General features: G+C 66.0%; 17 protein-coding genes and 2 pseudogenes. 13 read left to right on the top strand and 6 right to left on the bottom strand.

Annotated features, from left to right (window positions below):
- Positions 1-171: 171 nt before the first annotated feature.
- Together AC5Y4H_RS24385 and AC5Y4H_RS24380 are read left to right on the top strand one after the other, a co-directional pair.
- A complete protein-coding gene (locus tag AC5Y4H_RS24385; protein ID WP_499986126.1) occupies positions 172-741 on the top strand; it encodes a hemerythrin domain-containing protein in 570 nt (189 codons plus the stop codon).
- Between the two features lie 40 nt (positions 742-781).
- Positions 782-2257 carry a protein adenylyltransferase SelO gene (locus tag AC5Y4H_RS24380; RefSeq protein WP_499986122.1) on the top strand — a complete coding sequence of 492 codons (1476 nt, stop codon included), beginning with the start codon at positions 782-784 and terminating at the stop codon, positions 2255-2257.
- Between the two features lie 2 nt (positions 2258-2259).
- On the opposite strand, the gene AC5Y4H_RS24375 is transcribed toward AC5Y4H_RS24380, so the two are convergent.
- The 4 genes from AC5Y4H_RS24375 to AC5Y4H_RS24360 all read right to left on the bottom strand — a co-directional run bounded on the left by AC5Y4H_RS24375 (position 2260) and on the right by AC5Y4H_RS24360 (position 4500).
- The gene (locus AC5Y4H_RS24375) at positions 2260-3087 is read right to left on the bottom strand and encodes an LLM class F420-dependent oxidoreductase (protein ID WP_499986120.1); all 828 of its coding nucleotides are present in this window, start codon (positions 3085-3087) and stop codon (positions 2260-2262) included.
- A gap of 64 nt (positions 3088-3151) precedes the next feature.
- Positions 3152-3562: a DUF4267 domain-containing protein gene (locus tag AC5Y4H_RS24370; RefSeq protein ID WP_499986118.1), complete on the bottom strand. Its 411-nt coding sequence runs from the start codon at positions 3560-3562 to the stop codon at positions 3152-3154.
- 58 nt (positions 3563-3620) lie between these two features.
- Positions 3621-3893 (bottom strand): hypothetical protein, encoded by a 273-nt coding sequence (locus tag AC5Y4H_RS24365; RefSeq protein WP_499986116.1) that lies wholly within the window; start codon positions 3891-3893, stop codon positions 3621-3623.
- Between the two features lie 10 nt (positions 3894-3903).
- On the bottom strand, positions 3904-4500 hold the full coding sequence (locus AC5Y4H_RS24360; protein WP_499986114.1) for a TetR/AcrR family transcriptional regulator: 597 nt from the start codon (positions 4498-4500) through the stop codon (positions 3904-3906).
- Positions 4501-4599: 99 nt separating this feature from the next.
- On the opposite strand from AC5Y4H_RS24360, the gene AC5Y4H_RS24355 reads away from it, so the two are divergent.
- The 3 genes from AC5Y4H_RS24355 (at position 4600) to AC5Y4H_RS24345 (ending at position 6791) form a co-directional block, all read left to right on the top strand.
- The gene (locus AC5Y4H_RS24355) at positions 4600-5604 is read left to right on the top strand and encodes an oxygenase MpaB family protein (RefSeq protein ID WP_499986113.1); all 1005 of its coding nucleotides are present in this window, start codon (positions 4600-4602) and stop codon (positions 5602-5604) included.
- A 75-nt stretch (positions 5605-5679) separates the two neighbouring features.
- Positions 5680-6183, top strand: coding sequence for an RNA polymerase sigma factor (locus tag AC5Y4H_RS24350; protein WP_499986111.1), 504 nt, complete (start codon positions 5680-5682; stop codon positions 6181-6183).
- Complete coding sequence (locus AC5Y4H_RS24345) at positions 6180-6791, top strand: methylated-DNA--[protein]-cysteine S-methyltransferase (protein ID WP_499986109.1); 612 nt, start codon at positions 6180-6182, stop codon at positions 6789-6791. Before AC5Y4H_RS24350 ends, AC5Y4H_RS24345 begins: the two co-directional genes overlap by 4 nt.
- 75 nt (positions 6792-6866) lie before the next feature.
- Here AC5Y4H_RS24345 and AC5Y4H_RS24340 read toward each other — a convergent pair whose 3' ends face one another.
- A complete protein-coding gene (locus AC5Y4H_RS24340) occupies positions 6867-7232 on the bottom strand; it encodes a DUF732 domain-containing protein (protein ID WP_499986107.1) in 366 nt (121 codons plus the stop codon).
- Positions 7233-7401: 169 nt separating this feature from the next.
- On the opposite strand from AC5Y4H_RS24340, the gene AC5Y4H_RS24335 reads away from it, so the two are divergent.
- The 3 genes and pseudogenes from AC5Y4H_RS24335 (at position 7402) to AC5Y4H_RS24325 (ending at position 11527) form a co-directional block, all read left to right on the top strand.
- A complete protein-coding gene (locus tag AC5Y4H_RS24335) occupies positions 7402-8859 on the top strand; it encodes a phospholipase D-like domain-containing protein (protein WP_499986105.1) in 1458 nt (485 codons plus the stop codon).
- Between the two features lie 81 nt (positions 8860-8940).
- The gene (locus tag AC5Y4H_RS24330) at positions 8941-9804 is read left to right on the top strand and encodes a phytanoyl-CoA dioxygenase family protein (protein WP_499986102.1); all 864 of its coding nucleotides are present in this window, start codon (positions 8941-8943) and stop codon (positions 9802-9804) included.
- A gap of 164 nt (positions 9805-9968) precedes the next feature.
- Positions 9969-11527: pseudogene (locus AC5Y4H_RS24325) on the top strand (LCP family protein).
- A 7-nt stretch (positions 11528-11534) separates the two neighbouring features.
- On the opposite strand, the gene AC5Y4H_RS24320 reads toward AC5Y4H_RS24325, so the two are convergent.
- On the bottom strand, positions 11535-13106 hold the full coding sequence (locus AC5Y4H_RS24320; RefSeq protein ID WP_499986100.1) for a serine hydrolase domain-containing protein: 1572 nt from the start codon (positions 13104-13106) through the stop codon (positions 11535-11537).
- Positions 13107-13318: 212 nt separating this feature from the next.
- Here AC5Y4H_RS24320 and AC5Y4H_RS24315 point away from each other — a divergent pair, with 212 nt between their 5' ends.
- From AC5Y4H_RS24315 to AC5Y4H_RS24295, 5 genes and pseudogenes are all read left to right on the top strand, one after another.
- A complete protein-coding gene (locus AC5Y4H_RS24315; protein WP_499986129.1) occupies positions 13319-13981 on the top strand; it encodes a M15 family metallopeptidase in 663 nt (220 codons plus the stop codon).
- A gap of 27 nt (positions 13982-14008) precedes the next feature.
- Entirely contained in the window at positions 14009-14515 is a 507-nt protein-coding gene (locus AC5Y4H_RS24310; RefSeq protein ID WP_499986098.1) for a DUF2505 domain-containing protein, read from the top strand.
- Positions 14516-14791 (top strand): annotated as a pseudogene (locus AC5Y4H_RS24305) (LysR substrate-binding domain-containing protein); the annotation flags it as partial. It lies immediately after the preceding gene.
- Between the two features lie 30 nt (positions 14792-14821).
- Positions 14822-14974 carry a hypothetical protein gene (locus tag AC5Y4H_RS24300; RefSeq protein ID WP_499986096.1) on the top strand — a complete coding sequence of 51 codons (153 nt, stop codon included), beginning with the start codon at positions 14822-14824 and terminating at the stop codon, positions 14972-14974.
- 51 nt (positions 14975-15025) lie between these two features.
- Positions 15026-15463 carry a nitroreductase family deazaflavin-dependent oxidoreductase gene (locus AC5Y4H_RS24295; RefSeq protein ID WP_499986093.1) on the top strand — a complete coding sequence of 146 codons (438 nt, stop codon included), beginning with the start codon at positions 15026-15028 and terminating at the stop codon, positions 15461-15463.
- Positions 15464-15481: the final 18 nt, after the last annotated feature.

Raw genomic sequence — 15481 nt, 5'->3', positions numbered from 1 at the left:
CCCTGCTACGCAAACACGTTGCGCCGCAGAGGATTCAATTATGGCCTCCGGCCGCGCAGAGCGTCGCGTGCGGCCGGGCGTCGTTTGACCAGTTGCGCAGCGGGTATGCCTCGTTCAAGCCGTACACAGCCCAATGTGCGTTTCCCACCCCCATCACAGGAGGTATCGGCGATGACAGACCTCATCATCGAATCACCCGACGAGGTCGTCGCGTTCCTGAAAGCGCAGCACAACCTCATCGAGGACATGTTCGATCAAGTGCTGCACGCTACGGATCCCAAAGCGCGCGAGGAGCCGTTCGCGACGTTGCGCCAGCTGCTGGCCGTCCATGAGACTGCCGAAGAAATGGTGGTGCATCCGCGCGTGCGGCGGGAGGATGACGATGCCGGTGACGCCATCGTCGACGCCCGCCTCAAAGAGGAGCACGAGGCGAAGGAACTGCTGTCGGCGATCGAGAAGCTCGACATCACCTCGGACAAGTTCATTGCAGAGCTCACCAAATTGCGCGGCGCCGTGCTCGAGCACGCCCGGCACGAGGAGGACGAAGAGTTCCCCGTCTTGAAGCGCAAGGTAGACACCGACGACCTCAAGCGAATGGGGGCGGCGGTACGCGCCGCCGAGGCGATCGCTCCGACGCGCCCGCATCCCGGCGTGGAATCGGCGAAACTGAACTTCGCTCTCGGGCCGTTCGCGTCCATGCTCGACCGCGCCCGCGATCTCATCGGCAAAGCCCTCGGATAGCGCATCGGCCCCGCCTTCGGGTTTCCGTAGGCTCGATGAGATGAGCGTTGCCCCGGATACCACCGTTGTTCTCCAAAACCGGTTCTTCCGCGAACTGCCGGAGATGGCGGTGCGTTGGCAGGCGGAAACGTTCCCCGAATTGCGACTGCTTGCGCTGAACGAGCCGCTGGCCGACACGCTTGGTCTCGACGCCGGCTGGCTGCGCGGCTCCGACGGGTTGCGCTTCTTGGTCGGCAACTCGGTGCCCAGCGGCGCCACCCCGGTGGCCCAGGCCTACGCCGGGCATCAGTTCGGCGGCTTTGTTCCGAGGTTGGGCGATGGGCGTGCCCTGCTGCTCGGCGAGCTGGTCGACGGCGAGGGGCGGCTGCGCGACATACACCTCAAGGGTTCCGGCGCAACCCCGTTCGCCCGCGGCGGCGACGGCCTGGCGGCGGTAGGCCCGATGCTGCGCGAATACCTCGTGAGCGAGGCGATGCACGCGCTGGGCGTGCCGACGACGCGGTCGTTGGCCGTCGTGGGGACCGGGCGCCCCGTCCATCGCGAAGAGACGCTGCCGGGTGCCGTGCTCACCCGCGTGGCCAGCAGCCATCTTCGGGTGGGGAGTTTCCAGTTCGCCGCGTCCACCGGCAACGGGGACCTGCTGCGCCGCCTTGCCAACCACGCGATCGACCGGCATCACCCCGCCGCCGCCGACGCGCAGAACCCGTATCTCGCATTGTTCGAAGCGGTGGTTGCCGTCCAGGCCTCGCTGATCGCCCGGTGGATGCTGATCGGCTTCGTCCACGGCGTGATGAACACTGACAACACCACCATTTCGGGCGAAACGATCGACTACGGACCGTGCGCGTTCATGGAGGCCTACGACCCGGAGACGGTCTTCAGTTCGATCGACTTCTGGGGACGCTATGCCTACGGAAACCAACCGGTAGTCGCCGGATGGAACCTCGCGCGCTTCGCCGAGGCATTACTTCCGTTGCTCTCGGAGAACACAGACGAGGCCATCGCACTCGCGGAGCAGTCATTCGCGATATTCCAGACCCGCTACGACGCCGTGTGGAGCTCGGGGATGCGCGCCAAACTCGGCTTGTCCTCCGACGTCGACGACGAGTTCGCCACGGTGCTCGTCGAGGAGTTGCTCGCGTTGCTCAAGCAGAACCACGTCGACTACACATCGTTCTTCCGCCGGCTCAGCCACGCGGCGCGAGGGGATGAGAAATCCGATGCCGAACCCGCGCGCGGATTGTTTGCCGACCTCGCGGGCTTCGACGCGTGGCTGACGCGGTGGCGGGCATTGGGTCCCGACGCCGACACGATGGATCGCACCAACCCGATCTACATTCCGCGTAATCATCTCGTCGAGGAGGCCCTGGCCGCCGCGACGGCCGGCGAGCTCGGCCCGCTGCAACAACTGCTCGCCGCCGTCACCGAACCGTATGTGGAACGGCCGGGCCTCGAGCGCTATGCGGAGCCCGCCCCCGAAACCTTCGGCAAGTATCAAACCTTCTGCGGCACTTGACCTTACGACAGCTTGGCGAGCTCTGACTGCAAGCCGTCCAGGCGTTGCAGCGTCTCGTCGCGAGGCTCGGTCGGCAGGTCCACCAAGAGGTGTTCTACACCCAGATCGCGGTAACGCTCCAGTTCCTCGGCCGTCGGCTTGCCACCGTGGAAGTGGATCACCGGCACATCCTGGCCGGCCACGTCACGCAGTTGCGCCAGCGGAGAAGACAATTCCTCCGCCGACGCCGTCATGGACAGCCAGCCCGCGCGTAGCCGGGCGATGCGCTTGAAGCCCGCCGGTCCTCCGCCGAGGTACAGCGGTGGATGGGGTTGCTGGACCGGCTTGGGCCAACTGAAGATGGGATCGAAGTTCACGAAATCGCCGTAATATTCCGACTTTTCGCGCGTCCAGATCTCGATCATCGCGTCGAGCCGCTCGTCGACGACACGCCCCCGGACCGAGGGGTCGACACCGTGGTTGGCGATTTCCTCGCGCAGCCAGCCGACACCCACCCCAAAACGAAATCGCCCCTGCGACACCAGATCCAGCGAGGCCACCTCTTTGGCGGTGTGGATCGGGTCGCGCTGGGGAACCAGTGCGATCCCGGTGCCCAGGATGAGTCGTTCGGTGGCGACCGCCGCGGCGGTCAGCGCCACAAATGGATCCAGCGTGCGGTAGTACTTCGGCGGGATCGGGCCACCGCCCGGGTAGGGAGTCTTGGCATCGACGGGGATGTGCGAGTGCTCGGCGAGGAAGAGCGATTCAAATCCGCGCTGCTCGAGCGCCTTGCCCAAATCGACTGGACCAATGCCGTCGTCGGTAACAAATGTCAGCACACCGAAACCCATGATGCCCAGTCAACAGCATCACAACCCGCCTGTCAGCGCGAGCTCGCTCGCTCGAGGGCTCAGCTCACGGCGCGGGTTCTTCGGCGACCGCGCGGGTCGCCCGGCGGGTGGCAGGACGCACCGCACCCCAGAGGCCGGCGGCGACACCGACCGCCGCGCCGCCCAGGCCGATGATCTGCTGCGACGGCTTCAGCTCGTCGTGCACGCTCATCCCGCCAACCAGGTCGGCCACGTCGGCGCCGGCGGAGGCCAGGAACCAGCCGCGCGTGTTCTTACCGCGCAGCGCCGCCCCCGCGAGCAGGGCGCCGATCAGCGCGTCGCGATAGCCCATCGACCGCAACAGCAGTTGCGCCGTCGGCGTCGGTTCGTCCGGGTCTCCCCACAATTTGTTTGCCCGCAGAGGGTCTACGAGGAACGAAACGCCAGAGGCAAGTCGGATGGTGCCCGCAAGAAGGCCGAACCGGTCGATGGACATGCTCTGAGAGCCTAGGAGCAAATCGTCCGATCGCGCACGCATTCCCACCGCAAGTCGCTCACGGCGCGGGGCAGGCATCGGCGAGCTGCAGCGCCGCCGGCCACAGCACCGTGGCCACCCCGAAGGCGGCGGCGTCGGCGCCGGTGGGCGACACGGCTTCGATGCGCGCCTGAATGCGCTGGGTCTGCTCTGGGTGAAAAACCGTCCACGCGAACCCAATACACAGGTATGGGATCGCGAGCCACACCGCCAGTTCGATCAGCGCGCCGACGCTGACCTTGTGCGCGAGGACGCGCCGGACCGGGTCCATCGCGTGTTCGATTCCGCTCATCACCGCATTCCTACCGCAGCACCAGTTTCAGGGCGTAGTCGACGACGACGTCGAGATCGGTGCCCAGATGCCCGGCGAGCCACTGCTGCGCGAGCTCGGCCATGGCGCCCGTGTACAGCGCCGCGGCGACCTCGGCGGCCACCGGATCGGAATCGGGGTTAAGTCGCCAACCCTCGGTCAGCACGCCCTCGCGCAGCATGTCCTGCGTGGCGCGGCGCCGGACGGCCAGCACCGGGTTGGTGCGCGCGTCGGTGAACAACACCCGGCCGCGTCGCGGATCGGCCGAGGAGAAGCCCAGCACCGCCGCGATGCCGGCCCGGGTCCGGGCGCCCAGCGAATCCCCCGCCTGCTCGATGGCGGCCTCGATCACTTCGCCGAGTTGCTCGCTCACCAGGTCGTAGACGGCGCCGAGCAGATCGTCGGTGTCGGTGAAACTTTCGTAGAAATACCGCGTGTTCAGCCCGCATTCCCGGCACACCGAACGCACCGAGAGGGCCGCTTCCCCGCCACTGCCGAACAGCCGATAGGCGGCCTCCACCAGCAGCGCGCGACGCTCGGCGCGGCGGTCCTTGAGCGGTATACCGGCCCACCGGGTGGGACTCGACATCCCTACAGCGTAAGTCGAGACGGCGCGGGTCTTGTCACACCTGTAGCCAAAACTCTATTCTGGTTACAGCCGTGACCAGAATTTCACAGGGAGTGTGTCGTGTTTCTGCCACACCAGATCGTCGGCCAGATGATCAACAAGCGGTTGGACGACAACATGCGGCGGTACTTTTTCCGCGGCATGGAGTTCGCGGCGCCCGTGGGCGATCCGGGTTGGTTCGGTCCCGACAGCGCCGTGTGGCGGGTGCATTCGCACCTGCCCGCGCTGATCTTCGGGCTGCAGTGCGCCGCCTTCATGGAGACCCTCGACCCGTCGATCTATTGGATGGGCATGCACCATTCGCGGCTGATCAAGCGGGACAGCGACGGAAACCCCATATCGCGGGTGCCGCGGATCGATCCCGAAGGCGCCGCGACACGCCTCGGCCACTCGGTGGCATTCTTCATCGGCACGGCATACGGCTCGACGGAAACCGCTGAGCGCCTGGCGAAATCCGTACGAGCGATGCACCACACCATCAAGGGCACCCGTCCCGATGGTGCCCGCTACGACGCCGATGACCCCGAGTGGCTGCGGTGGAACTACGCGACGGTCGTCTGGGGCCTGGCTACCGCGCACGAGCTCTATCACCCGATGCCGTTGCGCGGCAGGAAACTCGACCGCTACTACGGTGAGTTCATCCGGGTCGGGCATGCGCTGGGAGGCACCGACCTGCCGACCACCAAGGCCGAGACGCTCGAGTGCCTCGAGTCCTACTTACCGAAACTGGCTGTCACCCATGGCAAAGCGATGGGCACTGGTCCGAACGTCTCGATGCCGCAGGCGGCGGTCGACTGGGCCATCCGCGACACCATGCCGAAGTGGGCCAAGCAGATGCTGCAGCACCGCGACTGCAACATCGTCGAACGTACCGCTCGTCGCACCGCGGTGTGGTCGATCATCAACGGGATCTACGCCGCATCCGGCCCTACTCCGGAATTTCAGCAGGCCCAGGCCAGGGTCAAGGGGGGCACCACGGTCCCCCACACCCTGCCGACCTACGTCCTCGGCAGCGACGAGGTTCGCAGCCGCTCCGAGGTGGAACGCAGCTTCCAGTCGGTGTAGCCGCTCCCAGCTCGGCGCCTGGTGGTCGACACTGGGCGTATCTCACAAAGTCCCCCGGCGAGACGTCTACACAGCGTGACAGCCAAACGACCGTTCGAGGCGGTGGTCGTCGACCACGGCCGAACCGTATTGCAGGTGTGCCGCGCCATCATCGGGGCGGTCGACGCCGACGATGCCTGGTCGGAGACGTTTCTGTCCGCCTTACGGGGCTACCCGGACCTGCCCGACGACGCCAACGTCGAGGCCTGGCTGGTCACCATCGCTCACCACAAAGCCATTGACCTGGCCCGGGCCCGGGCGCGGCGCGCCGTGCCGACCGACGCTATCCCGGACGGCGCCGACCCGGCCGATCCCGGTAGGGACGACGACCTCGCCGACGCGCTGGCCCGGCTGCCCGCCAAACAGAAGCAGGCGGTGGCATACCACTATCTGGCCGGCCTGCCCTATGTCGAGATCGCCGCCATCCTCGGCGGCAGCCCCGACGCCGCCCGACGCGCCGCCGCCGATGGCATCGCCACCCTCAGACGCACGTACCCCGGCGCCGCCGCCGGCACGACCCGGATTGGAGCAGACCGATGAGCACCGAACACGAATTGACCCGGGACCTGACGCGGGCCACCGACGCCACCGCCGACCACCTCGGCGCACTGCATGCCCGGCTCGCCTCCGCCGCGCAGTCCGAGGGCATCCTGGACATCGCCTACCGCGTGGTAGACGGCCCGGTGGGCGCCTTGCTCATCGCCGCCACCGAACTCGGCCTGGTCCGCGTCGCCTACGCCAGCGAGGGCCACGACACCGTCCTGCAGAGCCTCGCCGACCGGATCAGTCCACGCATCCTGCTCGCCCCCGGTCGCCTCGACACGGCCGCAGGGCAACTCGAGGAGTACTTCGCCGGCGAGCGTCACGAATTCAGCGTGCCACTGGACTGGCGGCTCTCGGCCGGATTCCGCAGCAGGGTGCTTCGCCACCTGCCCGAGATCGGCTACGGCCACACCGCGAGCTACGCCGCGGTGGCCAAGCTGGCCGGCAATCCCAATGCTGTCCGCGCCGTCGGCAGCGCCTGTGCCACCAATCCGCTGCCGATCGTGCTGCCCTGCCACCGGGTGGTGCGCAGCGACGGCGCGATGGGCGGCTATCTCGGGGGCGTGGAAGCCAAACGCATCCTGCTCACACTCGAGGCCGCATAGGCCGATTCGGTCGAATCCGTTGCGGTACAACCCGATATCGGCGAATACGCGGCACCCGGTGTGATGATGGGGATGTCAATGATCGGGCTGCGGCGTCGGCGCAGGCGGCGGTGCCGATGTGACTTGTTGTCCGAGGTGCTGGGGACAGAAGGCGCTCGCCGCGATCATCGTGAATTGGGCGGCGCCATCCACCGTGAACCCCGGATTGCTCGACGACACGCTCTTGATGACCTCGACCTGGGGACTGCCCTCATCCATCAGTTCGCAGGCCCTCTTACCCACCCCGACGGCGGCCGCGGGGTCCTGATAGGTGATGCCGGCCTTATTGAGCGCGGTGATGAAGCTCGCATCGGCTCCCGAGGTGCCGACCGGGTCGGCGTACGCCGGCGCCGCCGCACCGATGAGGGCGGCCCAGCCCGCTAGCACTACCAGCATTCGCATCGCTTCATCCTCATATAGATCGGCGCGCTTGTCCCGCCCAGCCCCTGCGCCTGTGCACGGCAAGTTGAGCCGCCGGTGGCGATTCCTCACCAAACCTGGCGGCCGTCCCGGATGTGGTACACAGTGGCTATGTCCGCGCTGTCCCATCAACATCGTTGAGAGCCCCGGCGTGCACGACGATCGACTTCTGACTCCCGGCCAGACCTGCTGGCGCACGGCACGGGCAGATCGGTTCGCCCCCATCATCGACGCCGCCGATTATTTCAAACACCTCAAGGCGGCGATGCTGCGCGCACGCCATCGAATCATGCTGATCGGCTGGGACTTCGACTCCAGGGTGACCTTCGAGCGGGGCGAGACGACACTTCCCGGGCCAAACCAGCTGGGGGCTTTCCTGTATTGGATGCTGTGGAAACGGCCGGGTCTGGATATCTACCTACTGAAGTCCAATCTGCGGCTCCTGCCCGCCTTCGACGGCATCTGGTTTGGCCTCACCCCGGTGTCGCTGCTGAACCAGATCAGCAGCAGGCGAATGCATCTCGCCATCGACGGCGCTCACCCAATCGGTTCGGTACATCATCAGAAGATCGTGGTCATCGACGATGCGGTGGCGTTCTGCGGCGGCATCGACTTGACGCTTGCGCGATGGGACACCCGTGCGCACGCGCATGACAATCCTCACCGCCGTACCACGGGGCGCGGCTACGGGCCGCGGCACGATGTCGGCCTGGCGGTCGACGGTGCGGCGGCGCGGGCCCTGGGCGAGCAGGCCCTGGCCAGGTGGCAGACCGCGACCAAGCAGTCGTTGTCGCCGGTACAGCCCAAACACAGCGCCTGGCCCAGCAAGCTGGAACCGAACCTGCGCAACGTCGACGTCGGAATCGCGCGCACCGTGCCCAAGCTCGCGGATCGCCCCGAGGTCCGGGAGGTGGAAGCGCTCAACCTGGCCGCCATCGCCGCGGCGCGCGAGACGGTTTACGTGGAGAACCAATACCTGGCGTCCAGAACCATCGCCGAAGCGCTTGCCGCGCGGCTGCGCGAGGATGACGGCCCAGAGATCGTCATCGTGCTGGCCCGCAGGGGCAACAACCCGCTCGAGCGCGGAACCATGGACAGCGCCCGCCATCGCCTCATCCAACTGCTGTGGGAAGCCGACGAGCACCACCGGTTGGGCGTCTACTGGCCGGTGACCGACGGTGGCGCGCCGATCTACGTCCATTCGAAGGTGCTGGTAGTCGACGATCGGCTGCTGCGCATCGGCTCCTCGAACTTCAATAACCGCTCCATGGGGTTCGACAGCGAGTGCGACGTCGCGATCGAGGCGGGGTCGGCCACCCCCGAGCATGACGACCTGCGCCGCGAAATCGCCTCGGTACGAAGCGATTTGATCGCAGAGCACCTCGGTGTTTCGGTAAGCGAGTTCGAAGAGGCGACCGGCGAACACAGCTCGGTGTTGAAGGCGATCGAGGCGCTTAGGGGAGACGGCAAGACGTTGCAGCCCTTCACCGAACACACCGTCGCCGACGAGGCGGGCCCGCTGGCCGAGAACGACCTGATGGATCCCGACCACGTGCCCCGGTCGCTGACCCGCAGCGTGCAACGCTTCATCACCGGCCTTCGAGGTTGACCGGCCGGCGATTTGGGTGTGGGTTTGCCCGAACTCGGCCTAGTGTGGGCACAAGTGCCAGTGGAGCAAGGACGAGCACGAATGAGCATCGACGACGAATCAGTCACCACGTTGGAGGACCTACGTGGCGATCTGGCGCAGCGTTACAAGCGGACGCCGACGGGTGGAAGTTCGGTGGACGACGCGATCGTCGACTCCGACATGGCGGCCCTGGATCGCGACGGCTATGTCATCTGGAGGAACCTACTAAGCCCCGAGCAGTGCTCGCAGATTCGTGACGTCGTGCGCCCTTGGCTGGGGCACACCGGACGCAACTCGTTCGAGGGCCTGCGCACCCAGCGCATCTACAGCGTGCTGAGCAGGACGCGGGTGTGCGATCGGCTTGTCGATGAGCCGCGGGTGCTCGCGGTGCTCGATCGGCTGTTGATGCCCAACTACCTGCTTTCGGCGTTGCAGGCCATCAACATTCACCCCGGCGAGGACGCGCAACTGGCGCATCACGACGACGGCTTCTACCCGATTCCCCGTCCCCGTGCCCCGCTGGCCGCCGCGACGATCTGGGCGATCGACGAGTTCACCGAAGACAACGGCGCCACCGTCCTCTACCCAGGCAGCCACCGCTGGGGAAAGCGCCGGCCGGGTCCGGACGACCGAGCCCTTCCCGTCGTCATGCCCGCCGGGTCGTGCGTCTTCTTCGTGGGCACGCTGTGGCACGGTGGGGGCGCCAACAACACAGACCGGGAGCGCCTCGCCGTCACCGCTCAGTACTGCCAGCCGTGGCTGCGGCCCATGGAGGCCTACACCCTTTCGATATCGCGCGACATCGCCCGAGCGGTGTCCGATGACATCCGCAGGATGCTCGGCTACAGCATCCACCCGCCGTTCGTCGGCAACGTCGACGGTTTGCACCCATTGCGGCTGTTGGAAGTCGAGCCGAAGCCGTAGCGAGCGTCCGGTCAGAAGGCAGGGCCTGGGCATTCCCTGGTTTGATGGGCCGCTACCTGGCTATTCTCATTTCTGTCATGACGCGTCGAGCGGGCCCGCCCGACGAGCAGGAATCGGATTCGCCGACGGCCGGGCCCCGGAATCGCTTGCACCGCAACCACCGGATGGTGGCCGGTGCCAAAATGCTGGCCGCGCTGACATCGCTGGTGCTGGTGGCGGCAATCGGCATCGCCTGGCACGCCTACCGCAGCGCCTCGGCGGGTATCACCAAATCCGAGGCGTTGGCCGGTGAGCCCGTGTCGACCGGAAGCGAACAGAACATCCTGATCATGGGGCTGGATAGCCGTCGTGACCAGCACGGACAACCGCTGTCGCCCGACATCTACGACGCGCTGCACGCGGGCAATGAGGATTCCGCCGACGGCGATTCCGACGCGCTCATCGTGGTGCACCTGCCCGCCGGCGACGGTCCGGCCACGGCGATATCGATCCCCCGCGACGACTATGTCGAGCTGGCCGGATGCCCGACCTCGGATTGCCGCGGCAAGATCAAGGAGGCCTACAGCTTCGCCTACCAACGCGTGATGGCCGGCCACGGATCCGCCGGCTCGCAGCCGACTTCGACCCCGGTTCAAGGGCAAGACTCCACCACTAGAGAACAGACGGCGCGGGAGGCGGGCCGCAAAGCCGAAATCAGCACCGTCAAAAGTCTCTTGCAGATCCCGATCGATCACTTCATCGAAATCACCCTGGCAGGCTTCTTCCAACTCGCGCGCGTGGTCGAACCGATCACGGTGTGCCTCGCCGCCGACACTTCGGATCGCTACTACTCCGGCGCGGACTTTCACAAGGGCATGCAACAGATCAGCGCGGCTCAAGCGTTGGCGTTCGTTCGGCAACGCCGCGATCCCAACGACGCGGCATTCACGGACCTTGATCGCAGCCGGCGCCAGCAGGCCTTCATCGTCTCGGTGGTCAGCGCGATGCGCCACGGTGGGACGTTATCGGACCCCACCAAACTGCACGCCCTCCTCGACGTCGCCAAGCAGAACGTCGCCGTCGACGCCGGTTTCGACTTCGACGATGTGGTTCGTAACGCGTTGGAGTTCCCCAACAGGCCAGTCGCGCTGTACACGCTGCCGGTCACCAGCTTCGGCGAAATCTCGAACGGCGCCTACGTGAATTTCGTTGATATACCCACGATCCGCTCCATCGTGCACAACCTGCTGGGCACCGATTCGTCGACCACATCCTCGACCGGCAGCCCCACCCCTGCGGAACTGGACAGCGACGCGCAGAGCACCGCCGGCAGCGTGGCGCTGGACGTGGTCAACGCCTCGGGTCGGCAAGGCGAGGCAGCGAGTCTCGAAACATGGTTAGCGACTGGGAAATTCAGTGAAGGCAAGACCAGCAGCGCCGACTCCACCAGCGAGACGAGCAGCATCGCCTACGGACCCGGTGCCAAGATCGCTGCCACCGAACTCGCCGACCAGTACGACATAACGGCGACCGCATCCGACAGCATCGCCCGCAACACGGTGCAGCTGACCGTCGGTACCGATTTCTCCCGGTTTGACCATCACCGCAACTACACGTCGGAATCGCCGGCCACAACCGCGGCGGCACCCGTCACCACGGTGCCGGCAACCGGCGCAGGCACACAAGAACTGCCGTTACCAACCTCTCACGCATGACCGCCGACGGCATTCCCTGCGTGAAATGACAAGAAACTACGGTGTTTTCCGCGGGGCGGGCGCCGATGGCGTGGCCGACGGCGCGGTGTCGTAAAGCTGCAGCGCCTGCGCCGCCGACGTAGCCACCGCACCCCTGAGATTCGAGATCGGCGGGCTGCCCCGCAGGTGGATCGAGTTCGAGAGCAGAATGACGTAGGTATTCGAGCCTGGGTCCATCCACAGCGTGGTTCCGGTGAACCCGGTGTTGCCGAAGCTGCCGACGGGAAAGACCTTTCCGCGCGGCTTGGAGAAGGCCGTGTCGATGTCCCAGCCAAAGCCGAACAGGCTTTGCCCTTCGATCGCGGGATAATGGGCAGCGTGACCTCCCTTGGCGGCACGGTTTGCCGCGTCAACTTGTCTGGCGGTGTGGCCGGGCTGCTGAGGGGTCGTCATCAGCTCGAGAGTTTCTGGCCGCAAAGGAAACTCACTCGGGCGGCCGGCCAGCCGATCAAGCAGCGCCTGCGCAAAGACACCGGCGTCGTGCGCGGTCGAGAACAGGCCGGCATTGCCGGCCACTCCCCCCATGCGGCGCGCCGTCGGGTCATGCACCGTACCCCGGAGCAGCGCAAAGAAATCCGGATTCTTGCTCGGGTCGTCTCTGCTTTCTTCGTCGCGCGCCGTTGGCGCGATGCGCGGCAGCAGGCTGGTGTTCCATGACCCCGCGGGACAGGCCGTCGGCCCACCTCCGGCCGGCGCTGGGGCCCAGGCAACCGCCGCCCCTCGCACCACGTGTGGGCCACAGGCTTTGGCCGCAGGAAGATAGCGGGTGTCTTGCAGGCCAAGCGGCGCAAACACATTGCGTTGGACGTACGTGTCTTCAGCCTCGCCCGTGGTCTTTTCGAGCAGCGCGCCCAGCAGGATGTAGTTGATGTCGGAGTATCGGAAAAGCTCACCCGGACCCGACTGCAGTGGCGTGGTGAGCGCGCGACGAATGCCTTCCGCTTTGTCGGGCCCGCTCAGCCCCCAGGGATCTGCGAGGCTGACGTCGATCCCTTCGCCGGAGAAGTTGGTCAGCAACATGCGGACCGTGACCATGGCCCGCCCTGGATCGTTCGTCGCGTTGAAATCTGGCAGATATTTCTGCACCGGATCGTCGAACGCGACCTTGCCCTGTTCGTAGAGCTGCATGATGGCGACCGCCGTTGCGAGGCACTTCGTCAATGACGCCATGTCGAAGACCGTGTCCTCGGTCATCGGCTCCGCGGGTGCGGGGGATCCGTCCAGCCCCGGTTCGCCCGCCAGTTTGCGCGACCCGTAAGCCTGGTGGAAGACGACGTGGCCGCCGTGCCCGACCACCACCACGCCACCCGGCAGCCCACCTGCCGCGATCGCGTCGTTCATCAGCTTGGAGACGGCCGAGAAGTCGGGTGCGGGCGCCCCAGCCGGGTTCTCCGCGGCTGGCGCGGGCGGAGACGTCAGCGCGGGCTGCTGTGAGCGTTCGGCTACCGGCCTGTGCGCCGTAAACGCCCAGGTTGACGCCGCGATGAGGCCGAGCAGCACAAGTGCGACCACGACCGCCTTTCGCGGCGAGCTTGGCCGGAATTTCCACCTGCCACTGACCACCGGCATACGGCTAGGGTAAGTCGACGGCCTGATCGCATCCACTACCACTTTGGGTTTTGGCGCAAAGCGGCTGTCGCGCAGCAGGTTAGGAGCGGTGTGCAGTGGCGTTGGCGCAGGACGTGTCGCGACGCCCGCTCGAAGCGGTCCGATGGGAGCGAGCGGTGAGGACTCATCCCCCGTTGATGTCCGGCAGGCGATGGGTTGTGCTGGCGGGCGCGATGGCGGCCGGGATCACGTTGACGCAATGCACCGCCGCCCCGGCGCCCCCGGCGGCCGGCCCGACCTCCGCCGCGTCGTCGGCGGCCGGCCCACAGCCGGCGCCTGCCGATAGCACCGTCCGGCCGGTCACGTCGGCGGAGCTCGGCGCGAGCTGGCGGCCGGGCTGTCCGGTGGACCCCGCACAGCTACGACGAGTCGAGGTCGACCACGTCGGTTTCGACGGACGGACGCATCGCGGCGAACTGATCGTGCACCTGGACTTGGTGCCGGAGGTCATCACGGTCTTCGCTCAGCTCTATCACCTTGGCTTTCCCATCGAGAAGATCCGCACCGTCGACCAATACCAGGCCGCCGACGATGAGCTCTCCATGCAGGACGACAACACGTCGGCGTTCAACTGCCGGGGCATTCCGGGAAGCGATCACTGGTCTCAACACGCATATGGCCGGGCCATCGACCTCAATCCACGTCTCAACCCGTGCGTCTACGCGACCGGCACCTTCCAGCCACACAACGCGGCGTATTACCTGGACCGCAGCCAGAAGGAGCCCGGACTCCTGCACGACGGGGACCCCGCGGTGCGCGTCTTCACCGACCGCGGGTGGCGGTGGGGCGGTCACTGGAAGGCGCCTATCGATTATCAGCATTTCGAGCGGCCCTGAACCGCGACTCTGCAAGAATGCATGGATATGTCGCGCTCATTCGACGTCTCGACCGAGTCACCCGCCAGTGTCGAACAAATCCATGCCGCATTCGGTCGCGAGGACTATTGGTTGGCCCGCATCGCCGATGCCACCAACATCACGTTGGATTCGCTGGTGGTCGACGCCGACGGCACGGTGACAGTGAGCACCACCCAGCATTTCGGTCGTCAACTGTTACCCGGGCTGGTCACCAAACTGATCAAAGGTGACCTCAAGCTCGTGCACACCGAGAAATGGCGGCCGGACGGTGACCGGCGGGTGCGCGGGCAAGCCAGCGTTTCGGCGTCGGGCGGATTGGGGTCAGGTCATATGGAAACCTGGCTGGCACCGACGGATGACGGCGGTTGCCAACTGCGCTCTGCCGTGCGCGTGGAAGTGAAAATCCCCCTGCTGGGCGGCAAACTCGAGAAGTCCATCGGATCCGATCTGGCCAACGGCATTCCCGAGATACTGCGCTTCACCACCACCTGGATCACCGATAACGAGACATAGCTGTCGCCACGAGTACGCGCACGGGCCAACAACTTTCAAGTGTGCAAGGAGTACATCCTGCAGGGCCTCGGCGTCGGCGCCATGCCGACGCAGATCATCTGTACCGAGGAACTGCGTGAGGGCACCATCGTGCCGATCCTTCCCGAATGGACGGTCGAGCCTCTGGCCGTGCACATGATCTATCCCTTCGAGCTCTCCTTCTCCACCCTGATCAGCGCCTTCTATGAGACGGCCTGTCAGATCATCGTCGAGAACATCGCCCGAGCCGAGAGCTGAAGATCGCCGAGGATAAGAGACAATCGCCTCATGCCCAGTGAACCCGAACCTCCGCGGGCCGCGCCGAAACCGAAGCGGGTGTACGTCACGCCCGAGGACGTGGAGAGATTCGGCGACGAGGAGCAGATGCGCGAGGCGTCCGACGAGCGCCGCCTGCGCGACGAGCACCCGCCTCATCACTAACGCTTAGACCGCACTGGAAAACCGTGGCGCCGCTGAGTGAGACTGGTCCCTATGAGTTTCGTGGAGAAAGTGTTCTCGCAGGTGCTGCGGGTGCACGACACGGTATATCAGAAGTCGAACGGCTGGATCGGTCATCGCACACTGTGGATACCGAGCCTGCTGCTGCACACCGTCGGCGCGAAGACCGGTAAACAACGCACGACGTCGCTGACCTACGCCCGCGACGGAGACAACTATCTGATCGTCGCCTCCAAGGGCGGTGCGCCCACGTCGCCCGGCTGGTACCACAACCTGAAGGCCAACCCCGATGTCGAGATCAACGTCGGTCCAAGGCGTTTCGCCGTCACCGCACGACCGGTGCTGTCCGGCGATCCCGACTACCAGCGGCTATGGCAGGTCGTCAATAAGAACAATCAAAACCGCTACAACGAATACCAGAAGAAGACGTCGCGCCCGATCCCCATCGTCGTCCTGGCGCCGAAAGGCTAGGACAACCGATAGCCGCGC

It is taken from the genome of Mycobacterium sp. NGS58 (assembly GCF_059812385.1).
Note: the sequence above shows the minus strand (reverse complement) of the source record. Positions and strands in the feature narration are given on the sequence as shown.

What these genes read in the sequence shown, in the direction of transcription:
- AC5Y4H_RS24385 (WP_499986126.1), top strand. Translation starts at nt 172, where the DNA reads ATGACAGACCTCATCATCGAATCACCCGACGAGGTCGTCGCGTTCCTG.
- AC5Y4H_RS24380 (WP_499986122.1), top strand. Translation starts at nt 782, where the DNA reads ATGAGCGTTGCCCCGGATACCACCGTTGTTCTCCAAAACCGGTTCTTC.
- AC5Y4H_RS24375 (WP_499986120.1), bottom strand. Translation starts at nt 3,087, where the DNA reads ATGGGTTTCGGTGTGCTGACATTTGTTACCGACGACGGCATTGGTCCA.
- AC5Y4H_RS24370 (WP_499986118.1), bottom strand. Translation starts at nt 3,562, where the DNA reads ATGTCCATCGACCGGTTCGGCCTTCTTGCGGGCACCATCCGACTTGCC.
- AC5Y4H_RS24365 (WP_499986116.1), bottom strand. Translation starts at nt 3,893, where the DNA reads ATGAGCGGAATCGAACACGCGATGGACCCGGTCCGGCGCGTCCTCGCG.
- AC5Y4H_RS24360 (WP_499986114.1), bottom strand. Translation starts at nt 4,500, where the DNA reads ATGTCGAGTCCCACCCGGTGGGCCGGTATACCGCTCAAGGACCGCCGC.
- AC5Y4H_RS24345 (WP_499986109.1), top strand. Translation starts at nt 6,180, where the DNA reads ATGAGCACCGAACACGAATTGACCCGGGACCTGACGCGGGCCACCGAC.
- AC5Y4H_RS24340 (WP_499986107.1), bottom strand. Translation starts at nt 7,232, where the DNA reads ATGCGAATGCTGGTAGTGCTAGCGGGCTGGGCCGCCCTCATCGGTGCG.
- AC5Y4H_RS24330 (WP_499986102.1), top strand. Translation starts at nt 8,941, where the DNA reads ATGAGCATCGACGACGAATCAGTCACCACGTTGGAGGACCTACGTGGC.
- AC5Y4H_RS24320 (WP_499986100.1), bottom strand. Translation starts at nt 13,106, where the DNA reads ATGCCGGTGGTCAGTGGCAGGTGGAAATTCCGGCCAAGCTCGCCGCGA.
- AC5Y4H_RS24315 (WP_499986129.1), top strand. Translation starts at nt 13,319, where the DNA reads ATGGCGGCCGGGATCACGTTGACGCAATGCACCGCCGCCCCGGCGCCC.
- AC5Y4H_RS24310 (WP_499986098.1), top strand. Translation starts at nt 14,009, where the DNA reads ATGTCGCGCTCATTCGACGTCTCGACCGAGTCACCCGCCAGTGTCGAA.
- AC5Y4H_RS24300 (WP_499986096.1), top strand. Translation starts at nt 14,822, where the DNA reads ATGCCCAGTGAACCCGAACCTCCGCGGGCCGCGCCGAAACCGAAGCGG.
- AC5Y4H_RS24295 (WP_499986093.1), top strand. Translation starts at nt 15,026, where the DNA reads ATGAGTTTCGTGGAGAAAGTGTTCTCGCAGGTGCTGCGGGTGCACGAC.